The 13150-nt window shown below is 68.2% G+C and carries 10 protein-coding genes; 2 read left to right on the forward strand and 8 right to left on the reverse strand.

Going from position 1 to position 13150, the window contains the following annotated elements; genetic code table 11:
• Nucleotides 1–4: 4 nt before the first annotated feature.
• The 7 genes from AC3WLE_RS19525 to AC3WLE_RS19555 form a co-directional block, all read right to left on the reverse strand.
• Complete coding sequence (locus AC3WLE_RS19525) at nucleotides 5–1075, reverse strand: ABC transporter ATP-binding protein (RefSeq protein ID WP_492351855.1); 1071 nt, start codon at nucleotides 1073–1075, stop codon at nucleotides 5–7.
• Nucleotides 1062–2063 (reverse strand): ABC transporter ATP-binding protein, encoded by a 1002-nt coding sequence (locus tag AC3WLE_RS19530; protein ID WP_492321266.1) that lies wholly within the window; start codon nucleotides 2061–2063, stop codon nucleotides 1062–1064. Before AC3WLE_RS19530 ends, AC3WLE_RS19525 begins: the two co-directional genes overlap by 14 nt.
• Nucleotides 2064–2082: 19 nt before the next feature.
• The gene (locus tag AC3WLE_RS19535) at nucleotides 2083–3750 is read right to left on the reverse strand and encodes an ABC transporter substrate-binding protein (protein WP_492356571.1); all 1668 of its coding nucleotides are present in this window, start codon (nucleotides 3748–3750) and stop codon (nucleotides 2083–2085) included.
• A gap of 125 nt (nucleotides 3751–3875) precedes the next feature.
• Nucleotides 3876–4793, reverse strand: coding sequence for an ABC transporter permease (locus AC3WLE_RS19540; protein ID WP_492321265.1), 918 nt, complete (start codon nucleotides 4791–4793; stop codon nucleotides 3876–3878).
• Nucleotides 4793–5749, reverse strand: coding sequence for an ABC transporter permease (locus AC3WLE_RS19545; protein ID WP_035825039.1), 957 nt, complete (start codon nucleotides 5747–5749; stop codon nucleotides 4793–4795). The genes AC3WLE_RS19540 and AC3WLE_RS19545 overlap by 1 nt, the downstream gene beginning before the upstream one ends.
• A 359-nt stretch (nucleotides 5750–6108) precedes the next feature.
• Nucleotides 6109–7248, reverse strand: a complete 1140-nt coding sequence (locus tag AC3WLE_RS19550) for an acyl-CoA dehydrogenase family protein (RefSeq protein WP_492356561.1) — start codon at nucleotides 7246–7248, stop codon at nucleotides 6109–6111.
• A 54-nt stretch (nucleotides 7249–7302) separates the two neighbouring features.
• Complete coding sequence (locus AC3WLE_RS19555; RefSeq protein ID WP_492351853.1) at nucleotides 7303–8487, reverse strand: acyl-CoA dehydrogenase family protein; 1185 nt, start codon at nucleotides 8485–8487, stop codon at nucleotides 7303–7305.
• A gap of 534 nt (nucleotides 8488–9021) precedes the next feature.
• Here AC3WLE_RS19555 and AC3WLE_RS19560 point away from each other — a divergent pair.
• Nucleotides 9022–10407 (forward strand): MFS transporter, encoded by a 1386-nt coding sequence (locus tag AC3WLE_RS19560; protein ID WP_492351852.1) that lies wholly within the window; start codon nucleotides 9022–9024, stop codon nucleotides 10405–10407.
• Entirely contained in the window at nucleotides 10404–12485 is a 2082-nt protein-coding gene (locus AC3WLE_RS19565) for a 3-hydroxyacyl-CoA dehydrogenase NAD-binding domain-containing protein (protein ID WP_492356560.1), read from the forward strand. Before AC3WLE_RS19560 ends, AC3WLE_RS19565 begins: the two co-directional genes overlap by 4 nt.
• Nucleotides 12486–12534: 49 nt before the next feature.
• Here the strand turns inward: AC3WLE_RS19565 and AC3WLE_RS19570 are convergent, their stop codons facing one another.
• Nucleotides 12535–13026 carry a DUF421 domain-containing protein gene (locus AC3WLE_RS19570; protein ID WP_492321260.1) on the reverse strand — a complete coding sequence of 164 codons (492 nt, stop codon included), beginning with the start codon at nucleotides 13024–13026 and terminating at the stop codon, nucleotides 12535–12537.
• Nucleotides 13027–13150: the final 124 nt, after the last annotated feature.

Below are 13150 nucleotides of genomic sequence, written 5' to 3' on the forward strand. Positions count from 1 at the left end.
ACGCTCAAGTGTAGAGGTGGCAGGCCACCATCTGGCCATCCGGCTGCGCCTGCAGCGCCGGGTCTTCGCTGCGGCAACGCGCCATCGCCACTGGGCAGCGGGTATGGAAGCGGCATCCCGATGGCGGATTCATCGGGCTCGGCACCTCGCCCTGCAGCACGATGCGCTTGCGGCTGCGCTCGCCTTCCACGCTGGCCACCGGCACCGCGGACAGCAGCGCCTGGGTGTAGGGATGGCGGGGGCGGGCGTAGAGCGCCTCGCGGCTTGCGATCTCGACGATGCGGCCCAGGTACATTACCGCGATGCGGTCGCTGATATGCCGCACCACGGCCAGGTCGTGCGCGATGAACAGGTAGGACAGGCCAAGCCGCCGCTGCAGCGACATTAGCACGTTGACCACCTGCGCCTGGATCGACACGTCGAGCGCCGACACCGGCTCATCGCAGACGATGACGCTGGGCCCGAGCGCCAGCGCGCGGGCGATGCCGATGCGCTGGCGCTGCCCGCCGGAGAATTCGTGCGGGTAGCGGTCCGCCATATAGGGCAGCAGCCCGACCATGTCCAGCAACTCCGCCACGCGCGCGCGACGGGCGCTGCGCCCGCCAGGGAAATCATGCACCTCCAGCGGTTCGCTGATGATGTCGCTGACCTTCATGCGCGGGTTCAGGGAGCCGAAGGGATCCTGGTAGACCATCTGCACGCTGCGGCGGAATTGCTGCTCCTGCGCGCGCGTGAAGCTGGCCAGGTCGTCGCCGCGGAAGGCGATGCGTCCGGCGCTGGCGGCCAGCATCTTGAGGATGGCAAGCCCGGTGGTGGACTTGCCGCAGCCGCTTTCGCCGACCAGGCCCAGGGTCTCGCCACGGCGCAGAGTGAATGACACGCCGTCGACCGCCCTGACCGAGCCCACCTGGCGCTTGAGCAGCACGCCGCGCGTGACCGGGAAATGCACCTTGAGGTCGTCGACGCGCAGGATCTCATCGCCACTCTGCACGTCGGCCCGCACGTGAAGCTGCACACCCGCCTGCACACCGCCGTTTCCCGTTGCCGGCTCCGCTATCGCTTCAATGGAGTTCATGGAGGAAGCACGCCTTGAAATGTTGGTCGGAAAGCTGCCGCGTGGCCGCGTCCGGCACGCCGAGCAACGGCGGCCGGGCGCTGCGGCACTGGTCGATCGCCTGCTTGCAGCGCGGCAGGAAGGCGCAGCCCGGGCCCAGCGCAGTCAGGTCGGGCGGCTGGCCTTCGATGGGAACCAGCGGCTCCCGGGTGTCGCCGTCAATGCGCGGCACGGAGGCCATCAGCCCGCGCGTGTAGGGGTGGGCGGGCTGCCGGTACAGGGCCTCGGCGGAAGCGGTCTCCACCAGCCTGCCACCGTACATCACGGCAACCCGGTCGGCATAGCGCGCCACCACGCCCAGGTCATGCGTGATCAGGATCAGCGCCGTGCCCATGCGCTCGGCCAGGTCCTTCAGCAGGTCCAGGATCTGGGCCTGCACGGTGACGTCGAGCGCGGTGGTGGGCTCGTCGGCGATGATCAGGCGCGGCTCGCAGGCCAGCGCCATGGCAATCATCGCGCGCTGGCGCATGCCGCCCGAAAACTGGTGCGGATAGGCTGAAAGCCGGCTCTGGGGCTCGGGGATCTGGACCTTGCCGAGCAGCTCGCCGGCCATCCCCAGCGCGGTCTTCCAGGGCAGGCCGCGATGCAGGTGGATGGGCTCGGCAATCTGCTTGCCGATGGTGAGCGCCGGGTTCATCGACGACATCGGCTCCTGGAAGATCATCGCGATGCGGTTGCCGCGGATGGCACGCATGCCGCGGGGGCCGAGCCTGAGCAAGTCCTGGCCCTCGAACACGATCTCGCCGGCGTCGATCGAGCCGCCCGGGGCGGGGATCAGGCCCAGTATCGACAGGGCAGTCACGCTCTTGCCCGAGCCGGATTCACCGACGATGGCCAGGGTCTCGCCCGGGGCCACGTCGAACGAGACCTGGTCGACGGCGGTCACCACGCCGCGATCGGTGCGAAAGCGCGTGGTGAGGTCCCTGACCTGCAGGATGGGCTGCGTCATGCGTGTCTCCTCGGGCGGCTCAGAAGCCAAGCTTCTTCTTCATGTCCTGGTCGATCCACATGCGTGCATAGATCGGCCCGGGCCGCACCGCGCCCGCGCGCAGCTCGCCGCCGTAGTTGCGCACCCACGGCCACCAGGCGGTGTACATGTAGGGCGTGGGCAGCCAGATATAGGGCGCTTCGGCCAGGATATCGCGCGTGAGCCCGCGCAGCGCTTCCTGCCGCTTGCCGAGGTCGCGCAGCTCGAAGGCGGCTTCCACCCGCTTCGTGTACGCGTCGTTGCCCCACTGCGCGGCGTTCCATACCTGTCCCGGCACGAAGCTCTTGCGGATCGTGGTGGTGGGATTGGTATGGCCGTTGGCCATCATGTAGCCGGGCGCATTGGTCCGGGTCGTCATCGCGGACAGGAACGCGCCGTACTCCATCGGCTGGATTTCGATGCGCACATTGACCTGTTCCAGGTACGCGGCGATCAGCGGCAGCAGCTCCATATGGTCCGGGGCGCATGCGCACACCTGCACCTTGAACTTGAAGCCCTTGGGGTAGCCGGCCTCGGCCAGCAGCTTGCGGGCCTTGTCGGGGTTGTAGGTGAAGAGCTCCTTCACGTTCTCCGGCATGGCGCTGAGCGGCTCGAAGTAGCCCACATAGTCCGGGTGCTGCGGATAGGCGAACAGTTCCGCGTTGCCGCCGTAGTACTGCTTGACGATCTCCTGCTTGTTGACCGCCATGTTGAGCGCGCGGCGCACGCGGATATCGTTGAAAGGCTTGGTGTCAACGCGCATGGCCAGGTACTGCCCGGTGAAGGACAGCCAGCGCGACCATTGCAGCTGCGGCGCGCTCTTCTTCAGCTCCTCCACCGAGGTCCAGCGTATGCCTTCCATGACGTCGAGCTTGCCCGTGCGCAGCATGGTGTTGCGCGTGGCTTCGTCCTTGATGGTGCGTAGCACCATCTTGTCGACGAAAGGCAGCTTGAAATCCTTGCCGCCCACCTTCTCGGTATCCCAGTACAAGGCGTTGCGCGTATAGGTGCTGGCGTTGCCCTGCACAAACTGGGTCAGCTGGAACGGGCCGCTGCCATTGACGTGCTTCCAGTTGCCGGCGCCGGCGTTGGCCACCTCCTTCGGCATGATGCCGGAGTAGTAGCCCCAGCCGAAGCGGTAGTCCCACTCGGCGTTGTACTTGCTGAAGCGGAACAGCACCGTATGCTTGTCCTTCGCTTCCACCTTGGCCAGGTGGTCGAAATAGGTGGGGATCTTCTTCGCGCTTTCGGCCTGGCGCGTGTAGCTGAAGACCACGTCGTCCGCCACCAGTTCGCGCTCTTCCATCACGCCGGGCTTGGCCGGGAACCTGACGCCCTTGCGCAGCCTGACTTCCAGCGTCTGCGGATCGAGCCATTTCCAGCTTTCGGCCAGTTCGCCGCGGATGGCGTCCTCGGGCAGCCACGCGTCGGCCTGGAAACTGTACTTGCCGCCGAGGCGCCTGGACTTGGACAGGTCGGCCACGAACAGCTGCTCGTAGACCTGGCCGGTGTCGTAGTTCTGCTTCCAGTTCCAGTCGGCGAGGTCCCATGACAGGGCCGAGATGGTCGGGTAGACCGAGCCGATCTCCAGCGTGCCGCCGTACTTGGGCGCGTCGCTCTGCGCGCCCGCCGTGGCTGCGCACAAGGCGAGCACCACGCCCGCCAACATCGAGGATGCCTGTGTGTTCAAACCGAAGCCCTCCGTGGTCGACTGCCGTTGGCCCGGCGGCATGGCCGCGCGGGAAATCCGTGCCCCGCGCGCCAGCGCGGCGGGGATTGCTATTCGGGCGGGCGCTAGCGCGTGCCGCGCATGCGTGGGTCCAGCAGGTCGCGCAGGGCGTCGCCGTAGATATTGATCGCGTAGACCACGATGGTGAGGCAGATGCCCGGCGCCAGCGCCAGCCAGGGGCCCTGGAACATGAAGGTGCGGCCGTCGCCTGACAGCATGCCGCCCCACGTGGGCGCGGGCGGCGGCACGCCCAGGCCCAGGAAGGACAGGCCGGATTCCGCGAGGATTGCCGTGCCGACCCGGGTGGTGAACAGCACGATCACCGGGGGCAGGACATTGGGCAGGATATGGCGCCACAGGATGCGCGTGGTTGACGCGCCCATCGATTGCGCGGCGTGGACATACATGTTCTCGCGCACCGAGACCACCGCGCTGCGCACGATGCGCGAGCCGCCGATGCCAAGCAGCAGCCCCAGCGTGCAGACGATCTGCCAGCTGCCCGGGCCCAGCACCGAGACCACCACGATCAGGATCACCAGGTCCGGGAAGCTCATCCAGGCATCGACCATGCGCTGAACGATCAGGTCCAGCTTGCCGCCGAGGTAGCCGGTCAGGATGCCGAGCAGCACCGAGATCGCCGTGGCGAGCGTGGCCGCGCTCAGGCCGATCACCACCGACAGCTGCGCGCCGTACAGGCAGCGCGACAGCATGTCGCGGCCAAGGTTGTCGGTGCCGAACGGATGCGCCCAGGAGGGCGCCTGCAGCCGTTGCAGCATGTTGATCTCGTTCATGCCGTACGGCGCCAGCAGCTCGGCAAACACGCCGCAGAACAGGAAGATGGCGCAGATGACGGCGCCGGCGGCGCCCAGCGGCTTGTCGCGGAACAGCCGGCCGAGCAGCCCGCGGCCGGGCACGGCGCGCCGGGCCGGCGCGGCAACAGCAGCGGGGGCGGCGGGATTGGGGTGCAGGGCGGGTTTGGCCATCAGCGGTGCCTCACTTTGGGATCGAACAGCCCGTAGCTCAGGTCGACGAGCAGGTTGATCAGCATCACCGCGACGCCCACCACCAGGAACACGCCGGTGATGACCGGATAGTCGCGCTGGTGCACGGCGTCGAGCAGCAGCAGGCCCATGCCGGGCAGCGCGAAGATCTGCTCGATGATGACCGCGCCGCCGATCAGCAGCGGCGCCTGCAGTCCGATCAGCGTCACCACCGGGATCAGCGCGTTGCGCAGGGCGTGGCGCAGCACCACCAGGCGCTCGCTCAGGCCCTTGGCCCAGGCGGTGCGGATATAGTCCTGGCGCAGCACCTCGAGCATCATGGTGCGGGTCATGCGCATGGTGATGGCGGACAGCGCCATGCCCAGCACGATGGCGGGGATCAGCATGTTGCGCACATGCTGCACCGGGTCTTCATGGAAGGGCACGTAGCGGGCCTCGGGCGACCAGCCCCACCAGACCGAGGGGAACACCATCACCATGGTGCCGAGCCAGAAGCTGGGGATGGCCAGCATCAGGATGGAGAACGAGCGCGCGATGTAGTCGGCGGCGCTGTCCTGGCGGATGGCAGACAGCACGCCGATCGGCAGCGCCACCGACAGCGCCACCACCAGCGCGATCACGCCCAGCGAGAAGGTGGCGGGAATGCGCGCGGTCACCATCGACAGCACCGGCTCGCCCTGCCACAGGGACTGGCCCAGGTCGCCGCGCAGCACGATGCCGCCGACCCAGTGCACATACTGCTGCCACATCGGGCGGTCCATGCCGAGGGCGCGGACCAGGTCTTCGCGGGTACGGGTATCGGCGCTGATGTCGTTCTGGCTCAGCATCAGGTCGACCACATCGCCGGGCACCATGCGCACGATGGTGAAGACGATCAGGCTGGCGAACAAGAGCGTGGGGACCAGCGCCAGCAGCCGGCGCAGCACGTAGGCGCTCATCGCAGCCCTCGCAGCGCCGCGTTGGCGCGGCTGGCCGAAACGGAGGATACCGGCAACACGAATCTGCATGATGCTTGGTGCATGTCGTCTCCTGTCTCCCGATCCCTTTGCATCCGCCAGCACAGGATTCTGCTGCTGGGTGGGAGTGGTTTTTGCTATTTCACCGGTGGTGAAACACCGTTGCGGGTGGTCTTGCGAGGCCGTGATCCCAGCATACTGATCGTTCGAAACGAAAACAACCCGATTGCCGCGCGGAAAGGCTAGTGGTTTTCCATGGCCCCGCGGCGGTGTGCGGGACGCGCGCCGGCACGCGCACGCCGGGCCCGGCTGCACGTTGCCTGCGCCAGCGCGCGCGCTGGCTAGTAGCCGCGCAGCGTGGCCCAGCGCTGCAACTGGGCGTTGGCATCGCCAAGCAGTTCCTGGGCCGTGCGTGCCCGCTTCATGAAGAAGCCGATCTCCAGTGCGTCGGTCATGCCGATGCCGCCATGCATCTGCACGCCCTCCTGCACGGCCAGGGTCGCGCTGGTGCCAGCGCGCGCCTTGGCAACGCAGACCAGGCCGGCGGCGTCGTCCGTGCCGGCATCGAGCCGCTGCTGGCACTGCAGCACGGCGGCACGGGTGATCTCGATCTCGGTGAACAGGTGCGCGGCGCGGTGCTGCAGCGCCTGGTACTCGCCGATGATGCGGCCGAACTGGCGGCGCTCCTTCAGGTAGGCAAGTGTGCGCTCGAAGGTTTCGTCGGCGATGCCGAGCAGTTCGGACGCCAGCACGGCGCGGCCAACGTCGAGCACGCGCTCCAGCATGGCGGCGCCATTGCCGGGGGTGCCCAGCACAGCGGCGCCCGGCAGCCGCACCTCGCGCAGGGTCACGCGCGCCGCATTGGTGGCGTCGGCCATGACCGTACGCTCGATCGAGAGGCCGGCGCTGCCGGCAGGAACCAGGAAGAGCGTGATGCCGTCGCGGTCGTCGGGCGCGCCGGCGGTGCGCGCCGCCACGATCAGGGTGTCGGCGACGTGGCCATCGACGACAAAGACCTTGTCGCCGTCGAGGCGGAAGCCGTCGCCGTCGGCGCTTGCGCGCAGGGCATGGCGCATGGGCCGGTGCCTGGCGCTCTCTTCCAGTGCCAGCGCGGTCAGGTGCTGGCCGGCGGTTATGGCGGGCAGCATCGCCGTGCGCTGCGCATCGCTGCCGTAGTGGGTGAGCAGCGCCGCGCCCAGCACGGCGGTGGACAGGAACGGCGAGGGCGCCAGCGTGCGCCCGATCGCTTCCATGATGATGCCGGCCTCCACCACGCCCAGGCCGCTGCCGCCATATTGCTCGGGCACCAGCACGCCGGCGAAGCCGAGTTCGGCAAATTGCTGCCACAAGGAGCGGGAGAAGCCGGTCTCGTCGCGGGTATCGCGCAGCGTGCGCAGCGCGGAGATCGGGGCGGATTCGCGCAGGAAGGTCAGGGCGCTGTCGCGCAGCATTTCCTGCGTCTGGTTCAGTACGATGGGCATGGGCGGACTCGTGTCTGGGTACGTGGCAGCGGGGGAGAGCGCGCGGTGCCGGGCTCAGGCGCCCGGCAGGCCGAGCAGGCGCTTGGCGACGATATTGAGCTGGACCTCGCTGGTGCCGCCCTCGATCGAGTTCGCCTTGCTGCGCAGCCACGCGCGTGCCAGCGCGCCCTGCTGGCTGCGCTCGCTTTCCCACTCCAGCGCGTCGCTGCCGCCGATCGACATCAGCAGCTCGTGGCGGCGCTTGTTCAGTTCCGCACCGTAGTACTTGAGCACCGACGAGAACGCCGCGATGCCCTCGCCCTGGCGGGCCAGGTCGCGCACGCGCTCGCCGGCCGCGGCAAAGGCGGCCTCGTCGATCTCGAACTGCGCGATGTGCGCGCGCAGCATCGGCTCGTCAAGCCGGCCGGCGGCGTCCAGCCCGATGGCCTTGGCAGCGTGCGCGCCAAGCGGCTGCCGCATGCCGCGGCTGCCGATGGCGCTGATCATCTCGCGCTCATGGGTGAGCAGGTACTTGGCAATCTCCCAGCCGCGGTTGAGCTCGCCGACCAGTTGTGCGCGGGGCACCGCGACGTCGTCGAAGAAGGTCTCGCAGAATGGGGATTTGCCGGAGATCAGCGGGATGGGCCGGGTCGTCACGCCCGGCGTTTCCATGTCGAACAGCAGGAAGCTGATGCCGGTGTGCTTTTGCGCCGCGGCATCGGTGCGCACCAGGCAGAAGATCCAGTCGGCCTGGTCGGCATAGGACGTCCACACCTTCTGGCCGTTGACCAGGAAATGATCGCCGCGGTCCTCGGCGCGGGTCTGCAGCGCGGCCAGGTCGGAGCCGGCGTTGGGCTCGGAGTAGCCCTGGCACCAGCGGATCTCGCCGCGGGCGATGCGGGGCAGGTGCTCGCGCTTCTGGGCCTCGGTGCCGTACCTGAGCAGGGCGGGGCCAAGCATGGAGATGCCGAAGCTCTGCAGCGGCACGCGGCAGCCGAGCCGGGCCATTTCCTCGCGCAGCACCTTGGCCTGCTCGCGCGGCAGGCCGGCGCCGCCGTATTCCGTGGGCCATTCGGGCACGGTCCAGCCCTTGTCGGCCATGCGGCCAAGCCACTGGCGCTGGGCCTCGGACTGGAAGCGGAACCTGCGCCCGCCCCAGCAGATGTCGTCTTCGTTGCGCACCGGCTGCCGCATCTCGGCCGGACAGTTCTGCTCCAGCCAGGCGCGCGCCTGCTGCCGGAAGGTCTCCAACTCGTCCACGCGTGTCTCCTTGTTCTCGGGTGCCTGTCGCTGGACGCCTCTTTCTCTGGCGCGCTGCCGGTGAGGTCGCCCGCACCTGGCTGGTCGGCCAGGCGGCGTATCCCGTTATACAAGTCGCATCTGGTAGCGTCAATACTCAATTACCTAAAATGGATGTGGCGGGCGCTGCGGCCAGAGCTGCAAAGTGCACGCATCGCAGGCCATAGTTCATATCCGAGGTTGCGCTGCAGCACGAAATATCCCAGAAATGAAGGGGTAATTCGACGTAATCACCCGGTGAAAGGGAGGTCAGGCGTTGGGGGCGTTTCCTGTGGTAGCATCCGTTCAAAACATACCGCTATCACGAAAAAGCGGGGATGCACCGGTTGCGTGAGATGCCGGACAGGCAAGTTGCCAACGCAGACCGGTGCCATAGGGAGACCAAGCCGTGCCCGTCGTCATGCCTTCGCTCGACCAGCGAACCGTTTCGTATCCCGGTGCCGGTGCGCCGGACCGCGTGCGCCAGGGGGATTCAGGCGGCATAGGTCACGGCGCATGACATGCACGCGGACCCCCGAGCGGGTAGCCGGCCCCGATGAGGGACCTGACCTGAGCGCGCATGAACAGGCTGAGCGGTGCTATCTCAAGCATGTCGACCAGCACCTGCCGCGCAACGCCCGCGCGTACCTGGCGCACGGCATGCTGGGCATGACCGGGTTCAGGCTGGTGACCGCGCCCACCTTCGTGCCGGCCTACCTGTACCTGCTGTCCGGCTCCAAGCTGACCGTCGGCATCGTGCTGTCCGCGCAATATGCGGGCATGGCCGCGTCGTCGATCTGGGGCGCCACGCTGATCGAGCACCGCCCGCGCGTAATGCCGCTGATCTACCTGGTGGGCTGGCTGGTGCGTGCGCAGATCCTGGGGCTGGCGCTGTCGGCGCTGTGGCTGTCGGGCGAGGCGGCGCTGGTCGCGGCGGGCATCTTCCTGCTGCTGTTCGGGCTGCTCAACGGGGTGCAGAACGTCAGCTTCAACTACCTGACCTCCAAGATCATCCCGCTGGCGCGCCGCGGCCGGCTGACCGCGCTGCGCAATTTCTGCGGCGGGCTCACCGCGGCCGCGGTGGCGTGGCTGGGCGGGCGCTACCTGGTGGGCAACCAGGTGCTGGGCAACGGCTATGCCGCCACTTTCCTGGCGGCCTTCGTGCTGACCAGCATCGGCATTTCGGCGCTCACGCAGATGCGCGAGCCGACCCTGCACGACGTGCGCCTGCCGGCGGGCTTCCTGCGCCGCCTGGCCGAGGTGCCGGCGCTGCTGCGCGCGGACCGCGATTTCGTGCGTTTCTTCGTGGCGCGCGCGCTGGTGGCGTTCGGCATGATGGCGATGCCGTTCTATGCGATCTATGCCGGCACCCATATCGACCTGTCCGGCGCGGTGCTGGGCTACATGAGCCTGGCCTACCTGCTGGCGCAGACCACCAGCAGCCTGGCCTGGGGCCGCATCGCCGACCGCCACGGCTACCGGCTGGTGTTCCTGGCCAGCATCGCGCTGTGGGTGGCGGCAACGCTGCTGCTGCTGTGCGGCACCACGCTGCCCGGCTTCCTGCTTGCCTTCTGCGGGCTGGGCGCCGCCTTCGGCGGCTTCTTCATCTCCGCGGACAACCTGGTGATGGAGTTCGGCAGCCGCAAGGACCGGCCCATGCTGCTGGCGGTGTCCGATACCGCCACTTTCGCGATGATGGCCATCGGCCCGGTCTGCGGCGGCCTGCTGGCCCAGGGCGTGCGCTTCTGGGTGGTGTTCGCGCTCGCCATCCTGGTCAAGTGCGCCGCCTTCGTGCTGGCCCTGCGCATTGTCGACCCGCGCCGGCGCAGGGCGGCGCTTGAGCCTCCGCCGGGCCTGCACCGGCACCCCACACCGATTCAATCCAGGAGAACCGATCCATGACCGCCATCAACGCCGTGACCGACCTCGCGGTGGACGCCGACATCGCCGTCCTGACCCTCGACTCGCCCCCTGTCAATGCACTGTCCGCGGCCGTGCGCAGTGGCATCCGCGACGGCATGGCGCGCGCGCTCGCCGACGATGCCGTCAAGGCCGTGGTGCTGATCTGCGCCGGCAAGACCTTTGTCGCGGGCGCGGACATCACCGAGTTTGGCAAGCCGCCGGCGGGCCCGCCGCTGGCGCAGGTGCAGGCCATGATCGAGGACGCACCCAAGCCGGTGGTGGCCGCCATCCACGGCACCGCGCTCGGCGGCGGGCTGGAGCTGGCGCTGGTGTGCCATTACCGCATTGCCACGCGCTCGGCAAAGTGCGGGCTGCCGGAAGTCAATCTTGGCCTGCTGCCGGGGGCGGGCGGCACCCAGCGGCTGCCGCGTATCGTGGGCCCGGAACAGGCGCTGGAGATGGTCACCTCGGGCACGCACGTGGCGGCCAGCGCCGCGGCGGAGATGGGCCTGGTCGACCTGCTGACCGACGACGCCTCGTTGCGCGCCGACGCGGTGGCGTTCGCGCGCAAGGTGGTGGCCGAGCAGCGGCCCCTGCGCAAGGTGCGCGAATCCGATGACAAGGTGGCGGCCGCGCGCGGCAAGCCGGAGCTGTTCGCTGCCTTCCGCAAGGCCAATGCGCGGCGCTTTCGCGGCTTCGATGCGCCCGAGTTCAATATCCGCTGCATCGAGGCGGCGGTGGAGCTGCCGTTCGAAGCCGGCCTGAAGCGCGAGCGCGAGCTGTTCACCGAACTGCTCAACGGCACGCAGTCGGCGGCACAGCGCTACTACTTCTTTGCCTCGCGCCAGGTATGGAACGTGCCCGATGTGGGAGCCGACACGCCCGCGCTTGCGGTCAGGCGCATCGGCATCGTCGGCGCGGGCACCATGGGCGGCGGCATCGCCATGAATTTCCTCAACGCCGGCTACCCGGTGACCATCGTCGAGACTTCGCAGCAGGCGCTCGACCGCGGCCTGAAGACGATCCGGGCCAACTACGACAACACCGCGCGCAAGGGCCGGCTCAGCGCGGCCGATGTCGAGGCGCGCATGGCGCTGCTGACTCCCACGCTGGACCTGCAGCAGCTGGCCGATGCCGACCTGATCATCGAAGCGGTGTTCGAGAACATGGAGGTCAAGCAGGACCTGTTCGGCAAGCTGGACCGGATCGCCAAACCGGGCGCCATCCTTGCCACCAATACCTCGGCGCTGGACGTGAACGTGATCGCGGCCGCGACCTCGCGCCCGGAGGCGGTCATCGGCCTGCATTTCTTCTCGCCCGCCAACGTGATGAAGCTGCTGGAAGTGGTGCGCGGCGACAAGACCGCAAAGCCGGTGATCCGCACCGCGATGGAACTCGCGCGCAAGATCGGCAAGGTCGCGGCGCTGGTCGGGGTGTGCCCGGGTTTTGTCGGCAACCGCATGCTGGCCCAGCGCCAGCGCGAGGCCCAGAAGCTGGTGCTGGACGGGGCGCTGCCGTGGGACGTGGACCGCGTGCTGTACGACTTCGGCTTTCCGATGGGGCCCTTCGCCATGAGCGATCTCGCCGGGCTTGACCTTGGCTGGGTGCGCGAGAAGTCCAGCGGCTCGACGCTGCGCGAGGTGCTGTGCGAGATGGACCGCCGCGGACAGAAGGCCGGCGCCGGCTACTACGACTACGACGAACAGCGCAACGCGAAGCCGTCGCCGGTGGTCGAGCAGGTCATTCGCGACTTCGCCGCGAAACAGGGCAGGAACAGCCGCGTGGTGTCGGAGCGGGAGATCCTGGAGCGCTGCATCTATCCGATGATCAACGAAGGCGCGAAGATCCTGCAGGAAGGCAAGGCGATCCGCGCCTCGGACATCGACGTGATCTGGGTGAACGGCTACGGCTGGCCGGTGTATCGCGGCGGCCCGATGTTCCATGCCGACACCATCGGGCTGGACAAGGTGCTGGCGGCGATGCGGCGCTATGAGGCGCTGTATGGCGCGGACTTCACGCCGGCGCCACTGCTGGAGGAGCTGGCGGCGCAAGGGCGCAGGTTCGCCGACCTCAGGTAAGGCAGCAAGGGCTGCCTCGGCCGGCCGGTGCCATGCGCCGGCCAGGCGCCTACTTCTTCTTGACCACGCTGACCTTGCCGTCAGACTCCAGGTACAGCGCCTTGACCTCGTCGATCGATTCCAGGCCCTCCTGCCGGTACTTGGCTTCGAGCTCTTCGTCGGTGATGGATTCGCGCCGCATGTTCTCGCGCAGCTTGGTGCCGTTGCGCACCAGCAGCACCTTCCTGGGTTCGGCAAAGCGCTGGAAAGCGGGGGAGTGGTAGGCCAGCAGGTCGATCAGCCGGTTCCAGGCGATCAGCGTGACCACCAGCAGCACGGCATCGGCGACGCTCTCGCCGTTGCCTGCCATGCCGTTCTGCGCGGCGTCGGCGACGATCACCACCAGCAGCAGGTCGGCGATGCCCAGCGAGCCGATGTCGCGCCGGACCACGAAGCGGAACAGCAGGAACAGCACCCAGTACATCAACGTGCCGCGCGCGACGATCTCGAGCGGGGACAGGGTCAGGAGGAGGGCTTCGCGCCAGTCGAATGACAGGTCCATGCGCGCTACCCAGCAACTTCCGGGCCACTTTGCAACGATGGCGGCGGTGGCACGGGCGTCGCCGCGCCGCGGGTAATTCTTACACCTGGCGCGTACGGTTTGCTGCGCTGAAAGCCAGGCGTCC

It is taken from the genome of Cupriavidus sp. FW306-1B-F12B, assembly GCF_058781795.1.